At 37.9% G+C, this 22622-nt stretch carries 17 protein-coding genes and 1 pseudogene; 15 read left to right on the forward strand and 3 right to left on the reverse strand.

Going from position 1 to position 22622, the window contains the following annotated elements:
* The first annotated feature begins 21 nt into the window (after window positions 1–21).
* The 15 genes and pseudogenes from Q0X66_RS10465 to Q0X66_RS10540 all read left to right on the forward strand — a co-directional run bounded on the left by Q0X66_RS10465 (window position 22) and on the right by Q0X66_RS10540 (window position 20048).
* Window positions 22–1161: a Gfo/Idh/MocA family oxidoreductase gene (locus Q0X66_RS10465; RefSeq protein WP_297706081.1), complete on the forward strand. Its 1140-nt coding sequence runs from the start codon at window positions 22–24 to the stop codon at window positions 1159–1161.
* Between the two features lie 12 nt (window positions 1162–1173).
* Window positions 1174–2934, forward strand: coding sequence for a hypothetical protein (locus Q0X66_RS10470; protein ID WP_297692899.1), 1761 nt, complete (start codon window positions 1174–1176; stop codon window positions 2932–2934).
* Window positions 2935–3227: 293 nt separating this feature from the next.
* On the forward strand, window positions 3228–5282 hold the full coding sequence (locus Q0X66_RS15935; RefSeq protein WP_366938685.1) for a polysaccharide lyase family 7 protein: 2055 nt from the start codon (window positions 3228–3230) through the stop codon (window positions 5280–5282).
* Window positions 5283–5472: 190 nt separating this feature from the next.
* On the forward strand, window positions 5473–5844 hold the full coding sequence (locus tag Q0X66_RS10485; RefSeq protein WP_297692897.1) for a cupin domain-containing protein: 372 nt from the start codon (window positions 5473–5475) through the stop codon (window positions 5842–5844).
* 90 nt (window positions 5845–5934) lie between these two features.
* Window positions 5935–6699 carry a glucose 1-dehydrogenase gene (locus Q0X66_RS10490; protein WP_297706084.1) on the forward strand — a complete coding sequence of 255 codons (765 nt, stop codon included), beginning with the start codon at window positions 5935–5937 and terminating at the stop codon, window positions 6697–6699.
* A 454-nt stretch (window positions 6700–7153) separates the two neighbouring features.
* Window positions 7154–10333, forward strand: a complete 3180-nt coding sequence (locus Q0X66_RS10495) for a TonB-dependent receptor (RefSeq protein WP_297706086.1) — start codon at window positions 7154–7156, stop codon at window positions 10331–10333.
* 9 nt (window positions 10334–10342) lie between these two features.
* The gene (locus Q0X66_RS10500; protein WP_297692891.1) at window positions 10343–11674 is read left to right on the forward strand and encodes a RagB/SusD family nutrient uptake outer membrane protein; all 1332 of its coding nucleotides are present in this window, start codon (window positions 10343–10345) and stop codon (window positions 11672–11674) included.
* A 239-nt stretch (window positions 11675–11913) separates the two neighbouring features.
* Window positions 11914–12621 carry a FadR/GntR family transcriptional regulator gene (locus Q0X66_RS10505; RefSeq protein ID WP_297706088.1) on the forward strand — a complete coding sequence of 236 codons (708 nt, stop codon included), beginning with the start codon at window positions 11914–11916 and terminating at the stop codon, window positions 12619–12621.
* A 238-nt stretch (window positions 12622–12859) separates the two neighbouring features.
* Window positions 12860–14146: an MFS transporter gene (locus tag Q0X66_RS10510; protein ID WP_297692887.1), complete on the forward strand. Its 1287-nt coding sequence runs from the start codon at window positions 12860–12862 to the stop codon at window positions 14144–14146.
* Window positions 14147–14188: 42 nt separating this feature from the next.
* Window positions 14189–14953: an SDR family NAD(P)-dependent oxidoreductase gene (locus Q0X66_RS10515; protein WP_297692884.1), complete on the forward strand. Its 765-nt coding sequence runs from the start codon at window positions 14189–14191 to the stop codon at window positions 14951–14953.
* 14 nt (window positions 14954–14967) lie between these two features.
* Window positions 14968–15723, forward strand: a complete 756-nt coding sequence (locus tag Q0X66_RS10520; protein WP_297692883.1) for a glucose 1-dehydrogenase — start codon at window positions 14968–14970, stop codon at window positions 15721–15723.
* Window positions 15724–15743: 20 nt separating this feature from the next.
* Window positions 15744–16746: pseudogene (locus Q0X66_RS10525) on the forward strand (sugar kinase).
* A gap of 47 nt (window positions 16747–16793) precedes the next feature.
* Window positions 16794–18011, forward strand: a complete 1218-nt coding sequence (locus Q0X66_RS10530) for a 6-phosphofructokinase (RefSeq protein ID WP_297706090.1) — start codon at window positions 16794–16796, stop codon at window positions 18009–18011.
* Window positions 18012–18023: 12 nt separating this feature from the next.
* Window positions 18024–18692 carry a bifunctional 4-hydroxy-2-oxoglutarate aldolase/2-dehydro-3-deoxy-phosphogluconate aldolase gene (locus tag Q0X66_RS10535; protein WP_297706091.1) on the forward strand — a complete coding sequence of 223 codons (669 nt, stop codon included), beginning with the start codon at window positions 18024–18026 and terminating at the stop codon, window positions 18690–18692.
* An 81-nt stretch (window positions 18693–18773) separates the two neighbouring features.
* Window positions 18774–20048: an Nramp family divalent metal transporter gene (locus tag Q0X66_RS10540; protein ID WP_297692875.1), complete on the forward strand. Its 1275-nt coding sequence runs from the start codon at window positions 18774–18776 to the stop codon at window positions 20046–20048.
* A gap of 95 nt (window positions 20049–20143) precedes the next feature.
* Here the strand turns inward: Q0X66_RS10540 and Q0X66_RS10545 are convergent, their stop codons facing one another.
* The 3 genes from Q0X66_RS10545 to Q0X66_RS10555 all read right to left on the reverse strand — a co-directional run.
* On the reverse strand, window positions 20144–20338 hold the full coding sequence (locus tag Q0X66_RS10545) for a cold-shock protein (RefSeq protein ID WP_297692873.1): 195 nt from the start codon (window positions 20336–20338) through the stop codon (window positions 20144–20146).
* Between the two features lie 54 nt (window positions 20339–20392).
* Complete coding sequence (locus Q0X66_RS10550) at window positions 20393–21367, reverse strand: acyl-CoA desaturase (RefSeq protein WP_297692871.1); 975 nt, start codon at window positions 21365–21367, stop codon at window positions 20393–20395.
* A 670-nt stretch (window positions 21368–22037) separates the two neighbouring features.
* Window positions 22038–22622: adenylate/guanylate cyclase domain-containing protein (locus tag Q0X66_RS10555; protein ID WP_297706093.1), on the reverse strand; the 585-nt coding region annotated here is incomplete at its 5' end.

Consider the following 22622-nt stretch of genomic DNA (forward strand, 5'->3'; position numbering starts at 1 on the left):
AATAAATCAAAAGCTCAACAAATGGATAGGAAGTTAAAAGTACTTATATCGGGAACCGGATTTGCCGGCCAAGGTCATGCAGATGCGTTTCGGGCTGTAGGTGCTGAAGTAGTGGGCATTGTTGGAAGAACGCCAAGGGTAGTAAGTGAGGTGGCCAGGAAAATGGAGATTCCCTATTCTGGAACAGATTGGCAACGAGCATTGAAAGATTGTCAACCCGATATTGTTTCTATCGCGACTCCTGGTGGCGCCCACTATGAAACAATAATACAGGCAATCGAGTTCGGATGTCATGTATTTTGCGAAAAGCCCCTCACAAATAGTGGAGATTCAGCAGTGGAGTTGTATGAACTTGCCAAAGAGAAAAAAGTAAAAACGGCATTTGCTTCTAGCTTTCGTTATATGCCATGTGTCATTCATGCTAAGCAACTAGTGGCAAATGGCTTGATTGGCGAACCTGTGGAAGCCGAGTTTATATCGCACTTCAATCTGGAGCGGGATATTCCCTTCGGATGGTCGCATAGAAAAGAAGATGGTGGTGGTCGTTTGAACAACAACTTTACCCACATGATGTCCATTGCTACGTCGGTAATCGGCGAAAAAATCTTGTCGATAATCGGAGAAGTGCGCGACGACTTGGGCAAAGCACCCATCGTTGAAGGTGTACATAATTTCAAGACGAGAAGAGACTATATTCCCAAAGATCTCAACGACCCCGCACTTAAATGGGGAGAAAGTAATGTCGAATGGTCCTATACCGTACTGGCGCAGCTGGAAAGCCCAATGGCCACAAAACCAGTTTCCGTTCTGTTTAAACATGGTGGGCTTAATCCTAGGTTTAATGAAGACCATATCGTGTTTTACGGTACGAAGGGAGCTATATATATTAAAGGACACTATGGCATGGGTCCGTTGTATGTTTGGGATGAAAATAAAACTTGGCAAGAGCTGCCGTTACCTCAGGAAATTGTTGATGACCAGCCAAAAGTTAATGGCGATACGGAGCGCAATTGGCATTACTTGGTTAGAGAATTCGTAAAAGATATTAAAGGAGAAACTGTTGCTCCTTACCAATCCTTCAAAGAGGGAAGTCTGTACCAGCAACTCATTGATTTAATCAGAAAGAATGAGAACTGGACAGATGTTCGTCATCTGCAATAAAAAGGCAAAATTATGTTTTATGACTATCTGGTAATAGCTATCTACTTTGTATTAATCCTTGCAATTGGTGTGGTGTTTTCACGGATGGCTAGTAAATCTACAAGTGATTATTTTCGCGGCGGCGGAAGAATGTTGTGGTGGATGGTAGGGGCTACTGCTTTTATGGCGCAATTTTCAGCAGTGACTTTTACTGGTGCGGCAGGTAAAGCCTTCAACGACGGTTTCGCCATTTGTGCCGTCTATATTGGTAATACTTTTGCATTCTATTGTGGATATTTATTCTTCGCTCATAGATTCAGACAAATGAGGGTAGATACGCCAACAGAAGCAATAAAAAGGCGATTTGGATCTGGAAATGAACTGTTTTTTTCCTGGGCGTTAATTGTATTTTCCTTCATAAATGCCGGAGTTTGGTTAAACGCTCTAGGGGTTTTTACCAGTGCCGTTTTCGATGCCGACATCTTTACAACCATTATTGGGATTGGTTTGACGGTTGTTTTTGTATCGGTACTATCAGGAGCCTGGGGGGTTGTAGCTTCTGACTTTGTTCAAACTTTGGTTGTAGCTGTTGTTTCGGTGGCTACCGCGATAGTGGCATTGGTAATGATTGATGGCCCGGTTAATTTGGTTAAAAATTTTCCAGGCGGTTTTCTCATAGGTCCGAATATGAACTACCCTTTAATATTGTTCGGTACTTTCATCTTCTTTTTACCGAAACAGATTATAACCATGATGAATCTTCATGATTCATTTCGATTTCTCGGTGCAAAAGACTCCATTAACGCCCGTAAAGCGGCCTTATTAGCCATGACGCTAATGGGCGTGGGAACTATTATTTGGTTTATCCCGCCGTGGGCAGCTGCTACTATATACCCGGATGCCCCTGATGACTATGCACAACTGGGAAACAAGGCGACAGATGCCGTCTATTTAGTATTTGCCCGTAATGCCATGCCTATTGGGACTGTTGGGTTATTGATGGCCGGCCTTTTTGCCGCTTCTATGTCTTCTATGGACTCAGCGCTGAATAAAAACGCGGGTATCTTTATCAGAAGTATCTATCAACCGTTTCTGGCTAAAAAGAATAAACAAAAAAAAGACAGTAAAATACTGAGAATCAGTCAACTGGTTAGCTTTATAAGTGGTCTGGGAGTTATCGGTGTTGCGATGTATTTCGCATCGCTTAAAGAACTCAGTTTATATGAACTTATGATGAGAGTTTCAACTATGGTACAGCTGCCAATGATGGTTCCATTAGTAGTTGGTATCGTTGTTAAAAAGACCCCTAAATGGGCACCTTGGGTTACTATTGCTCTAGGTTTAGGTGTTTCCTGGATGATTGATAATGTTATTACTGCGAATGTTTTTGTTTCATGGTTAGGTGTCGAATCTTTAACTAGTCGTGAAATTGTTGACATGAATATAATTCTAACTATTGCCGGGCATGTGTTTATTACGGGAGGTTTTTTCTGGGCAACTTCATTGTTTTACAATGAAGCAAAAGACAATCACAAAGAAGAAACTGATCGCTTTTTCGAGGATCTAAAAAGACCAGTTATAGCAGATGATCAGCAAGACGAGGTGGACCGTCAACAAAGAAATAAATTGGGAGGCATGGTGCTTGTAATGAGTGTTGGTATTATGCTTATGGCTTTAATCCCCAATCCATTATGGGGTAGATTGATATTTGTGCTTTGTTCACTAAGCATTGGTACTATAGGCTATTTGTTTAGACGCAGTACCAAAAGCAAAATTTCTTCAACCCAACCCTAGATCACCATTCAATTTGAACTTATCTAGTGCACATATTCCGGCGGTGTTCTACAATGAATATACTTATTATGAAATTCTTCTTTATAGTCCCATATTATTGACTTCGCTCTTGATAAATTAGTAATCAATGATATTATCGACCGATTTGATGTTAAATATTTGTTAGTTTTACAAATAGCCGTATATTTGGTAAACCAAACTGGTAAACCAGTTTAGAATAACTAAAAGGGCTGTTGAAAAAGCTAGTCGAGGAGCTATTATTACTTTAAATTGTAACCAACATAAAGAACAACATGAACTTTAAATCAACTTTTCTACATTATACCTTAATGGCAGGAGTTATCTTACTATTGCATAGTTGTGGAGATATGAATAAAAAGCAAAACGACACAAAAGAGATTGAGAAGTCAGCTCTGGGGACTACTGCAAACGACATCATACCATTTTTCCAACATTGGAACTTAATCTTAGGTGATGGTTCTAATGTAGGTCAGGCAACTGACTATGAGAACAAGGATTTCTTTTATACCGCAAGCGATGACAATGGGGATTGGGTAGTATTTAAGTCACCTAATGCAGGCAATACCCATGGTTCTTCCAACAACACAAGAACCGAGCTGGCCCAATTAAAAAAGTGGACACCAATGACGGAAGCCAAAATGAACGCGACCCTTAAGGTAATGAATGTGTCAACTACCGGGGATGCCCGCGTTGCTGCCACGTATTCAGTAGTGGTTGGTCAGATTCATAGTGCAGACGGCCACGAGAACGAACCGCTAAAAATATTTTACAAAAAATTCCCTGGGCATACTAAAGGTTCGGTCTTTTGGCATTATGAAATCAATACCGCGGGTGATGATAACTCGCGTAGATGGGATTATTCCTATCCTATTTGGGGTTATGACTTTTCTGTTGTTGGAACAGGTGAAAATACTTTTCCACCAGAACCACAAGATGGCATTGCTTTAGGTGAAGAATTCAGTTATGAAGTGGATATTAAGGATGGAATTATGAATCTAACGTTCACTAGTGAAGGGCATGAGACCAAAACATTTACTAAAAATCTCATTTCCTCTGAATATTCACAACGCTCAAATATACCAGAACAAGTCAAAAAATTATTCGTACCCATAGGTCAAGATGGACTAGAGCAGGAAAATGCTTATTCCGGTGAAGGCCTCTTTTTTAAGTTGGGAACTTACAACCAAACGAACGGAAAAGACCCTAAAGTAAATAAAGTATGGTGTTCAGGAGCTGAAACCCATGGTGGTGATCTTCATAAGCAATATGCAGATGGTAATTATGCTGAAGTTTGGTTTAAATCAGCAAATATCACAATCAGTGATGATGCCGTATCCAATGCAGGGTACTTTCAAGCTAATGATGACTTAAGTACAAAAACAGTTTATCCAATTGAGGTGATTCCATTTATGGATAAATTTAAAATATTACTAGGCGATGGAACAACTTCGGAAAACCTTGTCGACTTCGAACACAAAGATTTTTTCTATACTGTAATCGATGGTACAAGACGCTGGGTAGTCTACAAAGCACCAAACTCAGGTGTCACTTCAAAAAACTCCAGTAATACAAGATCAGAGTTACACGAAAAAAGAGAATGGACGCCTGAACAAGGGGGTAAACTAACCGGCACTTGTAAGGTCATGCAAGTTTCTACTTCTGGCGATGCCAGAGTTGCGGCCTCTTACTCAACAGTAGTTGGGCAGATTCATAGTGGTGAAGGACATGAAAATGAACCGCTAAAAATATTTTATAAGAAATTTCCGGGCCATACCAAAGGGTCTGTATTCTGGAATTATGAAATCAATACAGCAGGCGATGATAATTCTGGAAGGTGGGAATATTCGGCCGCAGTATGGGGAAATGATATGTCCGTCATTGGAACAAGCAAAAATGAGTATCCTGCTGAGCCTGCGGATGGAATAGAATTAGGAGAAGAATTCAGTTATGAAGTAAATGTCTATAAAGGTATTATGTATCTCACATTCAAAAGTGATAACCATAAAACAAAAACATTTACAAAAAATCTCGTCGAGTCTGAATACCTAAAAAAATCAGACCTACCAGATCAAGTGCAGCAACTATTTGTACCTATAGGACAAGATGGGACCGAGCGTGCTACTGCCTATAGCGGAGAGCTGAATTATTTTAAACAAGGTGCTTATAACCAATCAAATGGTAAAAGTCCCGAAACAAATATGGTATGGTTCGCAGGTGCGGAAACCTATGGCGGTGATATCGCTAAGCAGTATGAAAATGGCTGCTATACCGAAGTGTGGTTTCTGGAAGCGACAGTGGGTCCAGGTACAATACCTAACAATAAGTGATTTTGGAGTTAGTCCTATATTCGCAATAATGTGTAGCGCAATACTCAAAAGTTGGAGGTCTCCGGCGGTCAGAAATATTCGAATAGCAATATAGATTCGTGTAAAAAAAAGTACACATAAATTAAATAGAAACGGACATGATTGCCAATAATCAGATCCTTATTATTTTAAATAGAAATATAGAAAAATTATGGAACGATTTAGTGAAAAGTACATTACCTCAAAAGAAATGGAATGGGAAGAACTTGGAGGGGGAGTATCAAGAAAGTTTTTAGGTTACGATAACCAAATCATGATGGTAAAAGTGAAATTTCAGGAAGGAGCATTAGGCGCCCCACACCAACATTTTCATACACAAGCTACCTATTGTGTTTCAGGTAAATTTGAATTTGAAATTGATGGAGAAAAGAAAATTGTAGAAGCCGGAGATGGAGTTTACATTGAGCCTAATTTATTGCATAGCGCAGTTTGTTTGAAAGAAGGGATACTAATTGACACATTTAGTCCTGTAAGAGAAGATTTTTTAAGTGGTGACGGGGTATCTTATTTTGGAGATAAATAGTGATAATAAAAAACTAGCTCAACTCGGAAAGATTCTATGACGAAATAGGAATCGGTTTAAGATCATCAATAATAGTATTATCTAAAGAATATGAACAACAAATTAGCCGGAAAAAACGTACTTATCACCGCGGGTGCTCAGGGAATAGGTGAAGCAATCACCAAGCACTTTATCGATAGCGGTGCTAATGTTGCCATCCACTATTTTTCCAGTTCAGATACTGCGGACCAATTGACTGAATATGCAATTGGCAAAGGACAAAAAGCGGTTGCCATAAGTGGTGACCTAACGAAAGAAGTTGACGCGAATGTTTTGGTTGAAAAAACAGTAGCGGAAATTGGGGGTTTAGACATACTTATTAACAATGCAGGTTCACTTGTAGCTCGTAGAATGCTAAGTGAAATGACGGTGGAATTCTGGCAAAAGGTAATGGACATCAACCTCACATCTATGATGTTTGTAACGAGAGCTGCAGTTTCTCATCTTGCGAAAAATGACAACAGCAGTATTGTCAATTTGGCATCACTTGCGGGGCGCAAAGGCGGTCACCCTGGTTCGCTGGTTTATTCTACCAGCAAAGGAGCCATACTAACATTCACAAGAGCGCTCTCTTCAGAATTGGGCCCTAAGGGTATACGGGTCAACGCGGTTGCTCCAGGTCTTATCCTGGGAACTTCATTTCACAATACGCATACGACAAAGGAATCAGCAGCGGAGACAACGGCAAATATTCCAATCCAACGAGCAGGTAGGGCCGATGACGTAGCAAGAGCGGTTTTATATTTGGCGTCAGAATATGATGGCTTTATTTCGGGTGCTACCCTCGATATAAATGGTGGGGTTTATAACATGTAGCTCCATATGCAAACGTATGTGGCGAGCTCATTTCAAAACATTAATGCCCGAGAATGTTAAATTTCCGATTAAATTTTTTTTAACGAAAAAATAACATATATTTGGTTATCCAATTTGGTAAACCAGTTTGGATAACCAAAAAACAATCAATTACAAATACCAATTAAAAAACTAGAATCCATGCTAAATAACTCATCATAATAAAAAAAAGGATGTGTGCACGCCCATCCTTCTAAACGGATTACTTCTTATTAGAGGGAAGTAATACTCAAAAACATGTTATGCTTTACTATAAACATGTATTCTGCAAAAATTACAACATTACGGATACTTCGCGGAATTAGTTAGATGGTAAAGTAAAGAATTAAATGAGAACATAATAATTCTCATTGTTTTAATAATGCCGGAAATAGGCATTCAGAAAATTAATTTGTACTCACAAAAACCAATTCAAATGAATTTATTAACAAAATTATTCCTGATAGGATTATTGCTTGTCAGTATTCCCATAGTTGCGCAGGATAGCTTTACCGTCTCGGGTACGGTAACTGATGCAGATAATCAACCGATACCCGGGGTAAATATCTTGGTTGTGAACACCACCAGGGGGAGTCAGACAGATTTTGACGGAAATTACTCCATTAATGTTTCAAGCGGCGAATCGCTTCGTTTCTCTTATTTAGGATTCGTGAGTGAGACCGTGGAGATTATCAATCAAAGAACTTTGAATATCACGCTTCAGGAAGACACGGCACAACTCGATGAGGTGGTCGTCATTGGTTATGGAACTCGAAAAAAATCCTCCTTAACAGGTGCTGTTGCCAAAGTAAAAGGTAGTGAAATTGCAGCTATACAATCAACTCGTGTTGATGATGCACTAGGAGGTAAGTTAGCTGGTGTATTGATTCAACAGCAGGATGGGGCGCCGGGTGCGGATCCAAAGATCCAGGTTAGAGCAGCATCATCGGTTAATGGTAATTCAGATCCACTGATTGTTGTGGATGGGTATCCTATTTCAGGAAGTTTAGCAACTGTTAACCCAAACGATATACAAAGCCTGGAAGTATTAAAAGATGCTGCCTCAGCTGCTATTTATGGTTCCAGGGGAGCAAATGGTGTTATTCTGGTTACAACCAAAAAGGGAACAACGGGTAAACCTACTTTTAGTTTTAATACTTTCGCGAGCGTATCAAACAGGTATTTGAGTGATAATGAACAACTTAAGACAGCTGGAGAATGGGCCAATATATTAGAAACCGGTATAGCCAATGGCACTTATGATGTATCTGAATTGGACCCTGCATTTTTAAATTATAAGATAAATGCCTATAAAAATTCACCCGATGTAGTGGCTGTAGAAGATTGGCTTTTTCAAACTGGATTTAGTGAAAACTACGACTTCAGCATGAGTGGAGGAACCGAAAATGTAAATTACTTTGGTTCAATTGGTTATCAAAATACGACTGGTATTGTACAAACACAAGGGTATGAAAGAGCAAACATACGTTTGAATATCGATGCTAAATTGGGGGACAGGTTTAAGACAGGATTAAGTTTCAATGGATTTTACTCTAATAGAGATATCGTTGGTTGGGACCAGAGAGATCTCTTAAGAGCGTATAGCGTTCATCCTATTTACCATACAGATGCGTCTATTGCATTCGTTCAACAATTAGATTCTCAAGCACAGGCCCTGGGACTTGCTTCATTTGACTCTGGGTATAGAGGAGGTGATGCACCTTTTAATAATAGTATCTATACTTTAGAGCCCGGTGATACGGCTCAAGACTGGCACTATGGAAGAAGTGGTAATGGTATTGGAGGATCAGGTGATTCAGGTCCTGCAACGAAGCTTGACAATACAGACCGATATGAAACAACGTATTTCGGTAACCTTCAGTCTTATTTGCAATTCATGATCATAGAAGGTTTAAATATAAAAACCGTTCTGGGAGCTGATCTTACAGATACCCAGAACTTTTACTGGCGAGGACAGGAGTTTGATTCCAGGGCACGTTCAAATCAAACTAATTTGGATCAAACAGATTTAAAACGAACTTCCATTTTAAGTGTAACTACCTTGGATTATACGAAGACAATTGGTAAACATGACATAGGTGCAGTAGCTGGAGTTGAATTTCAAACTTTCTATACCAATGGAACCACTTTAGACGGTACTAATGTGCCATATACCGATATTATAAATTATAACCTGTTAGATCCTGCAGATATCAACGTAACAGAGAGGAAAGAGAAAGTTGTAAGAACTGGCATTTTTGGAAGAATTAACTATGCTTATGACGATCGTTATTTGCTATCGGCATCATTGAGAAGAGACGGAGCTTCACTCTTTGGTGAAAATAAAAAATATGCAACATTTCCAGCACTTTCCATTGGATGGAATTTACATAACGAATCTTTTTACAACTCAGACGCAGTAAGCTTAATAAAACCAAGGTTTAGTACCGGGTCTTTAGGTTCTACCTCTGATTTAGGGGCTTATAATTCATTGAGTCTTTTGAACCCTGCACCAACAATATTCGGGATTGGATATCTAATCCCGTCAGACGTGGCAAACCCGAATTTAACCTGGCAAACTAATACTGAGACTAACTATGGAATTGATTTAGGTTTTGCAAAAAATCGTGTTAGATTAAGTGTAGACTACTACACTTCCGATATTGAAGACATCTTGATTAATCAAAGTGTATCTGAAGTTCTCGGTACCACTTCAATAAGGCTTAATTCCGGTGATGTTAGAAGTTCTGGTTTGGAGCTTGAACTCTCTGCAGCCATTTTCCAAAAACCAGATTTCTCCTGGAATATTGGTGCCAACTTTTCTACGGTTAAAACAGAAATTACAGACCTGGGAGGTCTGGATCAATTACCTGATGTAATATACGGCCAGAGTGGTAGAGGTCCTGTGTTTAGAAATTATGTAGGTGGAGAAATTGGAGAAATGTGGGCAGTAGAAACCATTGGCAGAGTTGAAGATAGCTTTATAGAAGATCCCACGAGAGTTGTTGGTTTGAATAGTTCAGAATATTATGTCGTAGATCAAAATGGTGATGGTGTAATAGATAGGACAAGAACAGTTGAAGATGGTGGAGACTTAGTGAAAGCAGGACAAAATACACCAGATTTTTACTATGGTCTGAACAGTTCAATGAGATATAAGCTTTTTGACTTTTCGTTTCAATTCCAGGGATCCCAGGGAGGTGATGTTATCAATATTGACCCGATTTACTGGCAATCAGAATTTGGTGGAAGATTACGAGATAGCTTTGATGCTAATGACGATGGCATTGCTGATGCTAATGGACAGTTTTATGACCAGTCAAGAAATCAACTAGACGCGCAGATACAAGATGCGTCTTATCTGGCATTGAGAAACCTGACTATAGGTTATACGATTGATGCAGATGTGACTAGCAAAATAGGTATAAGCCGTTTGAGACTATATCTTGCAGCCTCTAACTTGTTGTATTTATGGGGTAATGATTACACCTCTTTCAATCCAGAGGGTGTTGAAATTACAAACACTGGTTATTTAGGACCAACAACATATGGGGTGCAAGTAGGTGCAAGTCCGATTGTGAGAAGCTTTACGTTTGGTTTAAATGTTAATTTTTAAAATAAAAAAATGAAAACAGTATATAAATTATTATTGGGATCATTGTTGTTAATAACAGCATGTGAAAATGATTTGGATCAGGTTCCATCAAATATTGCCAGTTCAGATTCTTTGGAAGATTTTGATGGAGTTGTGAATGCGGCATATTACTATCAGCTCGGCGCTGTTACGCCAATGGCAGTGATGGGCGACTTCAGAGCAGACAATGCTCTAATGGACGAAGAACCATATCCTGAATTTGATAGATACGGTCCTAATTTAACGGTTATGGAAGATCAATTTTTCGGACCTTTCTATACGGCATTATACAAGGCTATATTAAGTGCGAATAATGTAATTGAAAATTCTACAGATCCTGGTGATATTGGTGAAGCTAGTTTTTTAAGGGCTTTGTCTTACTTTAAACTAGTGCTGGTTTTTGGTGATGTGACAGTAAATTTAGTTCCTAACCCTAGTACAACAGATCCATCTATTTTGGTAAGACAACCGGCTGCTGATGTTTATAATAACGTGATTATTCCTGATTTGCAAAATGCAATAGCAGCTTTAGGTACAGAAATAGTAAATGGAAGGGCGTCTAAATACGCAGCTCAAGGATTGCTGGGCAAAGTATATATGCACAGAGGCAATTTTGGCAGTGCGGAATCACATCTGGCTGCTGTTGTAAACGGAGCTGCTGCTGCAGGGATTAGTTTACAAGCCAACTATGCTGACATTTTTGGTGAGATTAATGATTTGAATTCAGAAATCATATTTGCAACCCAGGTATCAAGTTCTATAGTGGATGAATATCCAGATTCGGAGTTTTGGTCATGGTATGGTGGACTTGATACAAAATCTCTGATGCCTTTAGATCCGGATTTAATTGCTGCTTTTGATGCTAGTGATGCTAGTGGCGGAGGTACAGATTTAAGAAGAGCGGTAAATATTGATGAGCTACTTATGGCGTCTCCAAAATTTCCTCAAACAGGAGGTCCTGATCACGACTGGATAGAACTGAGATTAGCAGATGTTATTCTGTTATATGCAGAAGCATTGAATGAGAATGGTGCTTCTCCTGAAGCCGTACTAGATCTGTTAGATCCTATACGAACCAGGGCTGGCTTAACACCTTTGGATCATACGGTCCTAAATACTACGGCTTTGGTTAGACAGGCTATCTATGATGAAAGAAGATTAGAGTTGGCCTTTGAAGGACACAGATGGTTTGATTTGGTTAGAACAGGTACTGCAGATGCTGAAATGGGAGAAACGATTGATAGTAATTATCTTTTATTTCCAGTTCCAATTTCAGAAATTCTTGCGACCAATGGAGTGATTACTCAGAATCCTGGGTACTAGGGCATTATTATAAGTTGATCATTATTATGGTCAAGAAATATAAAAATAGTTGTTTGAGTTAGTTTTTTACAAGTGGTATAGCCGGCCCTTGGCAGGGCCGGTTTACCCATAAAATACTAAATTGGTAAGTAATCAGTTTTTTTATCCAATAGATGTTTTGTATTACGAGATTAATTGTTATAAATTTCACCAACCAATCTGGTTAACCAATTTTAATACGAAAAATAATTTATTGATATATGAAATTAGAAATCCTAACAAAAAGTGAGAATCGTGAAATTCAAAATACGATAATAACTAAAATCCGGGATTTGATCAATTTTAAGAATTTGGAACCTGGTGATAAGTTGCCTTCCGAAAGAATGCTATCTGAAAAATTTGGAGTAAGTAGGGGTAATGTCCGAGAGGCAATCCAAACTTTAGAGTATTATGGAATTTTAAAAACAATTCCACAAAGTGGCACATTTGTAGCCAATATTGGAGTGATTGCAATGAATGGTATGATCGAAGATATTCTTCGGTTGGTAGATCCGGATTTCAAATCCCTGGTTGAAACCAGAATACTCCTGGAATTAAAAACCGCCAGGCTTGCAGCTTTAAGGAGAACCAATGTGGACCTGCAATCAATGCGGAACGCTTTGGATGCTTATACAGCGAAGGTACTTAATGGAGAAGATGCCGTTCAGGAGGACTTGCTTTTTCACCTGGCGATTGCAGAGGCGTCTGGTAACAGTACCATGATTAGGTTAATGCTCATTATTACTCCAGGGATATTAACAAATTTTGAAAAATACCACGTTTGTGATGTTAACCAGGCATTTATAGGGATACAGGAACATGAAGATATTTATAAGGCCATTGAAAGTAAAGATCCTAAATTGGCTAAAGAGAAAATGAAAGTTCATTTTAAAATGCTTTACCAGTATTGTTATAACATAAAAGACTAAAGAAATACCTGAGTATAAGAATGCACGCTTTTATCTTCAGGAAATGGTAATGGAGGGAAATCTATACTTAATCATTTTTACTATAAAAATTCTTTGTATTTGATTCAGTTGAATACTCCCAGTGTTTTTCGGTAATATTATGTAATTCTAACAGAAGTAGGTCTCTGACTTATTTAACGGTGCATGTTTTTGTTAGGTTAAATACGATCTGGCATCCACATTAATTAAATATCAAATTATGAAAGTTAAGGGATTAAGATGGTGGATTATTGGGTTAATATTCTTATCAACAGTTATTAACTATATAGACAGAAGTGCGCTTGGTATTATGTGGGGAAGTGAAGATCTCGAAGGTTCAATTTCGTATTCATTAGGCCTTACAAAAAGTGATTATGGTAATATTCTTAACATATTTATGGTTGCCTATGCTCTGGGGCAACTTTTTTCAGGTAAATTATTTGATAAAGTAGGAACAAAAATAGGATACGTTTTAAGTATAGGAATTTGGAGTTTATCTACAATGCTACATGCAACAGTAACAGGATTTAAATCTCTTGCTTTTTTTAGAACTACTTTAGGTGTTTCTGAAGCTGGAAACTGGCCAGGAGCTGTAAAAAGTAATGCCGAATGGTTTCCAATTAAAGAACGGGCCATAGCGCAAGGTTTGTTTAATGCCGGGGCATCTATAGGCTCAGTTATTGCTCCTTTACTAATAGCAACTTTCTATGTTGCCTATGGATGGAGAATCACATTTATAATTGTTGGAGCTATGGGTTTGCTATGGATTATACCTTGGTTAATTATTAATAAAAAAGGACCAAAATACCATCCCTGGATTACAGAAGAAGAACGACAGTATATCGTTGAAGGGCAAAGCGAAGCAGATCAAAATGAAACAGAAGATACAAAAGGAAAATCTTTAACAGAGATCCTATCATTTAGAGAATCCTGGGCTGTAGTAGCTGGTAGATTCTTCTTAGAGCCAATTTGGTGGTTATTTGTAGGCTGGATGCCAATTTATTTATTTGATGTATATGGATTTAATGTAAAAGAGGTTGGTATGTTCTTATGGGTGCCATATGTAGGTGCAGCTATTGGAAGTATTGCAGGAGGATATGTTTCAGGAAAAATTATTGCCAAATCAAATTCAATTGATAAGGGTAGAAAAATAACAATTTTAATTGGCGGAATTATCATGTTATTAGGTCTAATAGCAACTGTACTTATTGGTGATACTGCTGAAAAATTTGTAGTCATTGTGTTCTTTGTGTTATTCGGATTCCAATTTGCTATTAGTAATGTGCAGACACTTCCAAGTGATTTCTTTGGCGGAAAATCTGTAGGATCATTAGCAGGATTAGGAGGAATGATTGGCGTATTCTCTGTAATTATTATGAACTTTTTAGTTCCTATAGTTGTAGATAAATTCTCTTATACTCCAATTTTTATAGCAATAGCAATATTTGTCCCTCTTGGCGTAGGATCTATATATTATTTCGCAAGAAAAATTAAATCAGTTGAATAAAAAAATCGATAAAAAATATTTAAAAACTAAAGAAAACCTAAAATGAATAAAAACAAAGATAAAGTAGCAGTTGTAACAGGAGCAACTGGGGGTATTGGATTCGCAGTGGCAAAAAGATTAGGTGAAGATGGATATACCGTGGTATTAAACGGAATTGAAGATGAAGCGGGAGCTAAACGAGTTGAAGAACTTGCGGCGGAAGGAATTGCTGCAGAGTATTATGGATTTGACGTTACTAAAGATGAACAAGTAACATCAAATATCACTAAAATTGGAGAAAAGTATGGCAGAATTGATGTGCTGGTTAATAATGCCGGAGGTTTAGGGGGAAGGTCCAGGTTTGAAGAAATGACAACAGATTTTTACAGATTTGTAATGGCGCTAAACCTTGATTCTGTATTTTTTGCTTCAAGAGCTGCGATACCGTTTCTTAAGAAGGGAGATCACCCTTCTATAATTAACTATACCTCAAATGCAGGATGGACCGCAGGAGGACCTGGAGCTGGTATTTATGGAACATCTAAAGCCGGAGTACATGCTTTAACAAGAGCATTGGCGAAAGATTTAGCTGAATATGGGATTAGAGTAAATGCCGTATCTCCTGGTACAATTGACACGCCTTTCCATGCTCAAATTAAAGCAACTAAACCGGAAGTTTTTGCTTCTTGGGCAAATAGTATTATGTTAGGAAGATTGGGCCAGCCAGAAGATGTAGCTTCTGTTGTTTCATTCCTGGCAAGTAAGGATGCATCTTTTATAACAGCTGAAACTATTCAAATTGGTGGTGGGCAAGCATTAGGAATTTAGTATTTAACATAAGAATGAGTAAATTAAAAGGTAAAGTAGCAATAGTTACCGGAGGTGCAAGAGACATAGGCCTAGCGATATCTGTTAAACTTGCAAAAGAAGGTGCCAAAGTAGTGGTAAACTACTTTAATTCTGAATCTGAAGCAAAGGAAACAGTAGATAAAATAAAAGCTGCAGGAGGTGAAGCTATGGCAGTAAAAGCTGATGTATCAAAACTAGATGATATTGAGAAACTAAAGGCGAAATCGGTTGAAGCATTTGGAGATAAAGTCGATATTTTGGTTAGTAATGCAGGTGGTCTTTTTGCGCGTAGAACATTACAGGAATTTGATGAAGCATTTTATAATTTGGTTATGGATGTCAACTTCAAATCTGTAGTGTTTATAATGCAGGCATTTGTACCTTTAATGGGTAAAGGTTCCTCTATAATTAACCTTTCTTCACAAGCTGCAAGAGATGGCGGCGGTGGCGGTTCTTCTTTATACGCTTCTTCCAAAGGTGCTGTATCTACCTTTACAAGAGCCATGTCAAAGGAGCTTGGGCCTAAAGGAATTCGAGTAAACGCGCTCTGTCCAGGTTTAATAGGAACTAAATTCCATGATGACTTTACAAAAGATGACGTTCGTACAAAGGTTGCTGCAATTACCCCGCTAAGAAGAGAAGGTTCAGCTGCTGAAGTGGCAGATTTAGTTGCATATTTAGCTTCAGATGAATCCTCATTCCTTACTGGAAATAATGTAGATATAAATGGAGGATTAGCATTTAGTTAATCACTAAAAATGAAAATAAGATGAAAAAAGTTGTGACTTTTGGAGAGATAATGTTACGTTTAGCTCCACCCGGATTTTTACGTTTTTCTCAAACTAACAGCTTTGATGTCATTTATGGTGGGGGAGAATCTAATGTAGCTGTGTCATTGGCAAATTATGGAGTGCCGGCATTGTGCTTTAATGGAAATGCGCAAGAGGGGTGTTAATACTCAAAATATAATTTTTGGCGGTGAACGCTTAGGTATTTACTTTTTAGAAACAGGTGCCGTAAGTCGTGGCAGTAAGGTGGTCTATGACAGGGCACATTCTGCAATTTGCGAGATTGAACCAGGCATGATCGATTGGGCAAAGGTATTCGATGGGGCAGGTTGGTTTCATTGGACCGGTATTACTCCTGCAATTTCACAAGGAGCAGCAGACGCTTGTCTGGAAGCAGTGAAAGTTGCCAGCAAGATGGGCATTACCATATCAACGGACTTGAATTACCGCGCAAAATTATGGCAATACGGAGGAGACCGTGAGGCAATTATGACTGAATTGACTTCATACTGTGATGTTATTCTTGGCAATGAGGAAGATGCCGAAAAACATTTTGGTATTAAACCCGAAGGGCTCGATATTACAACCCAGGGACATGATGTAAAAGCTGAGGCCTTCTTATCAGTCTGCAAACAGATGATAACTAAATTCCCTAAAGCTAAAAAAGTGATTACCACCTTAAGAGGATCCATTTCAGCTTCACACAATACCTGGGCGGGGGTACTTTACGATGGAAAGAAAATGTATGAGACCAGACAATATCAGATAACACATATTGTGGATAGAGTAGGAGGAGGCGATTCTTTTATGGGGGGATTAATTTATGGCTTATTAAAATATCCTGAAGATGATCAGAACGCCCTTGATTTTGCTGTAGCGGCTTCCTGTTTAAAACATACCATAAAAGGCGATGCCAACCTGGTAACGGTAGATGAAGTACAAAAACTAATGGGTGGAGATGCCTCAGGGAGGGTAGCAAGATAGGTCCATATTATTAATAAGATTACCTAACGATTATAAATTTTTCTTAATTGTCTAAGAACAAATCAATACTGATAATTTGCGGAGGTGGTCCGGCACCAGGAATTAATTCTGTAATCAGCACGGTCGCCAAGGCTTTTTTGAAGGATGGTTATAGGGTATTAGGTCTTCATGAAGGGTTTAAAGGTATATTTAGTGAGAATCCGGATATAAAAGAGTTCGATTTTGACCATGCCGATAGAATTTTCAGCCGTGGAGGCTCTACCTTAATAATGAGCCGTTTTAAACCGAGGAATGAAAAACTCAATACGAATCTTTTTTTGGAAAACAACGTAAAACTATTGGTTAGTATAGGCGGTGACGATACCGCATCTACTGCAAATAGAATAACAGCATTTTTGGAAAAGGAGAATATTTTCATCTCAAATATCCATGTGCCCAAAACAATTGATAATGATCTGCCCTTACCTGATAGAAATCCAACTTTTGGATTTCATTCAGCAAAAGATGAAGGGGTGCGTATAGCAAATACAACATATGAAGATGCGCGTACAAGTCAAAATTGGTTCGTAATGTGTGCCATGGGAAGATCGGCCGGGCATTTGGCATTCGGGATTGCGACAAGCTGCCATTTTCCTATGATGATCATCCCAGAAATGTTTGATAAGACCAGCATTACTTTGGATAAAGTGGTTCGGCTTATAATTTCATCCATCATTAAAAGGAAGGTTGAAAATATAAATTATGGGGTAGCAATGGTAAGTGAGGGAGTTTTTCATTCAATGCCAAAATCCGAATTAGATAAAATTGGTATTAATTTTACCTATGATGATCATGGTCACCCTGAATTGGGAAATGTGAGCAAATCGCATATTTTTAACATGCTTCTCCAAAAGGAATTAGAAGAACTAGGAATAAACGTTAAGAGCAGACCAGTAGAATTGGGTTACGAGCTTCGTTGTTGTCGACCCATAGGATTTGACCTCACCTTGTGTACCCTTTTAGGACTTGGGGTTAAAAAATTATTTGATAAAGGTCTTAGTGGTTGTATGGTCACGGCAAATTCCAGAGGGGAGATAACACCACTTTTTTTATCCGAAATACAAGATGAGGATGGAAAAATACCTCCTCGATTGGTGGATATAAACTCTGAATTTGCAAACCTATGTTTTCAAAATCTGGATTATTTAAGCGAAGATGACTATGCAGCTGCAAAGAAGTATTTAAATAACCCTGCTAAGTATGATTTTAAAAGAATATTAAACTAAATATAAAATATAGTGGCACAGTATTCAAGAATTGAAGTAGCATCGGTAATGAAGGAAACAGGAATGGTTCCTTTGTTTTATCACCCTAATGTTGAATTGGGAAAAAAAGTATTAAGGGCCTGCTATGATGGTGGGGCAAGGCTTATGGAGTTCACTGCTAGAGGTGATTATGCCTTTGAAGTGTTTTCAGAGCTGAACAAATATGCGATAAAAGACATGCCGGGAATGATTATGGGCGTAGGATCTATAACAGATGCCGGAGCTGCAAGCATGTTCATGCAAATGGGAGCCAACTTTATTGTGACCCCATCACTAAGAGAAGATATTGCAATTGTCTGCAATAGAAGAAAAGTATTGTGGTCGCCAGGTTGCGGTTCCTTGACAGAAATCAATAGGGCTGAGGAATTGGGATGTGAGATCGTGAAGTTATTTCCGGGAGATCTTTATGGCCCCGGTTTTATAAAAGCAATTAAAGGGCCACAACCCTGGACTAGTATTATGCCAACCGGTGGTGTGAGTACAGAAGAAGCAAATCTTAAAGCATGGTTCAATGCCGGGGTTACATGTGTGGGTATGGGATCTAAACTTATTAGTAAAGAAATTTTATCAAATAAGGATTATACCGGATTAGAGAATAAGGTTAAAGAAACCTTATCCCTTATTTCTAAGCTCCGAGCTTAAATTCAAAATTTTTCCATCTAAACTATATTCTCAGATATAGTAATAATCCTAACAGAAAAATATCACGCTAAAGAATCTACTATGGGTGAAACCAAAAAGAGTAAATCAATTTTTAAGAGGCTTCTGGCGCTGATTTTAGCTTTCGGCCCCGGTATTTTCGCTATTGGTTATACCATTGGAACCGGAAGCGTCACTTCAATGATAGTAGCCGGCAGTACTTACGGGATGCAATTGTTATGGGTACTCCTAATTAGCTGCATATTTTCAGGACTACTGATGTATGCCTATGGGAATTATGCACTGATTTCAGGTGAAACGGCACTTTACAGTTTTAAAAGACATATAAAAGGAGGAAGGCTAATTGCCATACTCATTATAATTGGAATTTCTTTTGGTCAATGGAATTCTCTTATGGGTATTTTAGGAATCTCAGCAACTATTATTTATGAAATATTTCTAATATATTTCCCTCAATTAGAAGGGGTTAGATATGAAAGCGTTCTGTTAATTGCAGTTGTGGTTATTGCAATTATGTACGCCTTATTGCTCGTTGGTAAATACACTTTTTTTGAAAAGATTCTGGTCATATTTGTAACCATAATGGGGCTTTCTTTTATAATATCCCTTTTTATGGTACATCCACTGCCGGAAGAAGTGATACGGGGATTGGTACCATCTATCCCCGATGTTAAAGGAGGTAAAATGATGGTGGCGGCATTCGTTGGTACAACCATGGCTGCAGCTACATTTTTATCAAGACCCCTTTTTGTTAAAGGAAAAGGCTGGAATATCAATAATTTAGATCAACAAAAAAAAGATGCGATTATTGCGGCTATTCTGGTGTTTATAATAAGTGGCTCCGTAATGGCTGTTGCAAGTGGTGCGCTGTTTCATCAGGGCCAACCTGTTACCCGGGTACTGGATATGGTGAATACTCTGGAACCAATTGCCGGTAAATTTGCATTAACACTTTTTTTCTTTGGAACCCTGAGCGCCGGATTATCTTCCATTTTCCCTTGTTTACTGATAGCTCCTATTTTATTGGCCGATTATCAATCGGGAGAATTAGATACGAATTCACGTCAGTTTAGAATTATTACGGCAATTGCCTGCTTGTTTGCTTTAATCGTGCCTGTATTTGGTGCTAATCCCATTGAAATGCAAATTTTATCACAAGTCTTCAACGTTTTTGTTTTACCAGTAGTGATATTTGGAATTCTTCTACTGATAAACAATAGGAAAATAATGAAAAACCATAAAACCAGCATTTGGATTAATCTTGGTTTAGGCGCTTCTTTACTTTTTTCATGTATTATTTCTTATAATGGCGTACTGGCACTTCTGACGTACTTTTAAACACACAATGATTTAAGCAATATTTTAGTTTAATTGTGGCAAATAAAAAAGCCATCAGTTATGATGGCTTTGAATTTAGTTTTGGTATTCAGGACTTAGTCGATGACTTCCACATTTACTGCGTTCATTCCCTTTTGTCCTTTTTCCAAATTAAACTTTACGTTGTCGTCCTCATTAATTTCATCAATAAGACCACTTTGGTGTACAAAAATGTCTTCTTCAGAATTAACTGGTTTTATAAAACCAAATCCTTTGGCCCTATTAAAAAATTTCACTGTTCCTTCTTCCATTACTTTGATATTTATTATTAATTATATTATTTAATTCTTGTTTTTATATTTTTGTCAATTCTTTAGTGCTATTACCTTTAAAGGCGATACTTTGCCTAATTCTTTTAACATTTTGATATGGTCCCAAATAGCGGATGCAAGAGTGCTTTTGGTATGATACGGAATGCCGTATTCCTTAGCCGTAAGTTCTACAATACCAGATATTTTTTTATAATGGATATGACAAATATTAGGCAATAGGTGATGCTCTATTTGGTAATTTAACCCCCCAATTAACCATGATAAGAACCCGCTTTTTGGCGAAAAATTACTGGTCGTTGCCAATTGATGTGCATACCAGTCACCTTCCAGCATGCCATCTCCATCAGGTAAGGGAAATTCTACGCTGGGCGTGATATGTGATACCTGAAACACAATACTGATTAAAATACCAGTCATAAAGTGCATACTAAAAAAAGCCAGAATAATGATCCATGGTGCAAGAGGTACTATCAAAATTGGTAAGATTAATGCATACGAATAATAGAAAAGTTTCCATCCTATTAATTTTGCCAGTTCCGTTTTAAATTCATTTTTTTTACTAAAAAAACCTTTTTTTCTATAACGATTTATTCTGACAAAATCCTTAGAAGTGATCCAGGAAATGGTAGACAGACCGTAGAAAAACCAGACATATATATGCTGAAACTTATGTAGCCGGTTCTTTTTCGCATGCGGTGAAAAACGCAGGACAGACGGAGGATTTATATCATCATCTGATTGATCTATATTTGTATATGTATGATGTAAAACATTGTGCTGTATCCTCCATACTGTGGAGTTTGCACCAATAAGGTTCATGGTGTAGCCAAGGTATTTGTTAACGTATTTATTCGTGGAATAAGAACCGTGAATGGCATCATGCATAATACCCATACCAATTCCTGCCATTCCTAGGCCACTAATAAGGTATAGTATAAATAGCATTCCTGCACCTGTTATAAAACCACTATTGATAATTATAATTGGTAAAACAAATAAGGATAACATAAGTATGGTCTTTAAAACCATGCTCTTGTTTGCATGTTTACTAAGTTCATTTGTTTTAAAATATGTATTGACTCTTTCTTTTAATGTCTTAGAAAAATCTGAACTTCTTCTTTTTGAAAATTTTGGATTTTTAATACCGGAATATTTTAATTTTATAGCTTTTTCCCGGCTTTTGAGATTAACGAACGTATTTATTCCTTGTTCATTAAAAACGTTGGGGCGGTAAATAATTTGAGAATTTTTGGAGAAACTAATTGAAGTATATGAGGAAAATTACTTTTCACTTAAAAGCACTTCTAAATCAGAATCTCTTTTTCCTATTATTGGCGTATAAAATGGTTTTAGCACTATTGCTATTAAAAAACTGAAGAGAGCGGGAGTAAATTAAAGATCCGGGTAGATCAAAATAAAGGTAGGCTTTCTGACCTTCTAACGTTGCAAAGGTACCTTTTATTTGAACTAGCATTCCAAATAATGTGTTAAAGTGCTAAAAATGAACAATTTATTTGTAAGTCTGGTTATTCAAATTGTTCTTCCACATCTATTAAATTGTCGTCCGGGATGCGATCAATCATTTTATTATAAGGATCTATTCCAGCCTTTATTGGTAATTTTCCCATTGTATAAGTAAAGGAAATTTTGCCTGGCATTATGGCTATCTGATCTAAAATCAAATATTGATTATATTCTCCTTCTTAGCTTTAATGGTGGGTTCATCTTTCTTCTCATTTACAAAATACATATCCATCATCCCTTTGTTTTTAACATGTATCTGCCCCCGATGTTCACATGCATAGCTATCTCTGATAAGTAAGTAGGTACTTTGAGAGACATTTACCCTTCCCGGTTCCGATAAGGATTCCATACGCGCCGCTACGTTCACCGTATCGCCCCAGATGTCATAGGCAAATTTCCGGGTGCCTACGACGCCGGCAATAATGGTTCCTGTATTGATGCCAATACGGACATCGAAGGGAACAATATCCTTAGGTGGGTTGAGTTTAGTTTCTTCCATCACCTGTGCAATTTCAAAAGCGGCCTGTACCATTTTATAAGGATGGTCTTCGGTAGGAAAGGGTAATCCCCCTGCGCACATATAGGCATCACCTATGGTTTTAATTTTTTCGAGCTCATATTTTTCCATAATGGCGTCGAACTTCGAAAAATAATAATCCACCGTTTTAACCAGTAACTCCGGGGATAGATTCTGTGAAAAACTGGTAAATCCTTTAAAATCTGTAAACATGACAGTCAC

Origin of the sequence: uncultured Eudoraea sp. (genome assembly GCF_947260015.1) — a bacterium.
Taxonomy (GTDB): Bacteria; Bacteroidota; Bacteroidia; order Flavobacteriales; family Flavobacteriaceae; genus Eudoraea.

Coding starts and splice junctions, on each gene's coding strand:
- Q0X66_RS10465 (WP_297706081.1), top strand. CDS start 22: ATGGATAGGAAGTTAAAAGTACTTATATCGGGAACCGGATTTGCCGGC.
- Q0X66_RS10470 (WP_297692899.1), top strand. CDS start 1,174: ATGTTTTATGACTATCTGGTAATAGCTATCTACTTTGTATTAATCCTT.
- Q0X66_RS15935 (WP_366938685.1), top strand. CDS start 3,228: ATGAACTTTAAATCAACTTTTCTACATTATACCTTAATGGCAGGAGTT.
- Q0X66_RS10485 (WP_297692897.1), top strand. CDS start 5,473: ATGGAACGATTTAGTGAAAAGTACATTACCTCAAAAGAAATGGAATGG.
- Q0X66_RS10490 (WP_297706084.1), top strand. CDS start 5,935: ATGAACAACAAATTAGCCGGAAAAAACGTACTTATCACCGCGGGTGCT.
- Q0X66_RS10495 (WP_297706086.1), top strand. CDS start 7,154: ATGAATTTATTAACAAAATTATTCCTGATAGGATTATTGCTTGTCAGT.
- Q0X66_RS10500 (WP_297692891.1), top strand. CDS start 10,343: ATGAAAACAGTATATAAATTATTATTGGGATCATTGTTGTTAATAACA.
- Q0X66_RS10505 (WP_297706088.1), top strand. CDS start 11,914: ATGAAATTAGAAATCCTAACAAAAAGTGAGAATCGTGAAATTCAAAAT.
- Q0X66_RS10510 (WP_297692887.1), top strand. CDS start 12,860: ATGAAAGTTAAGGGATTAAGATGGTGGATTATTGGGTTAATATTCTTA.
- Q0X66_RS10515 (WP_297692884.1), top strand. CDS start 14,189: ATGAATAAAAACAAAGATAAAGTAGCAGTTGTAACAGGAGCAACTGGG.
- Q0X66_RS10520 (WP_297692883.1), top strand. CDS start 14,968: ATGAGTAAATTAAAAGGTAAAGTAGCAATAGTTACCGGAGGTGCAAGA.
- Q0X66_RS10540 (WP_297692875.1), top strand. CDS start 18,774: ATGGGTGAAACCAAAAAGAGTAAATCAATTTTTAAGAGGCTTCTGGCG.
- Q0X66_RS10545 (WP_297692873.1), bottom strand. CDS start 20,338: ATGGAAGAAGGAACAGTGAAATTTTTTAATAGGGCCAAAGGATTTGGT.
- Q0X66_RS10550 (WP_297692871.1), bottom strand. CDS start 21,367: ATGTTATCCTTATTTGTTTTACCAATTATAATTATCAATAGTGGTTTT.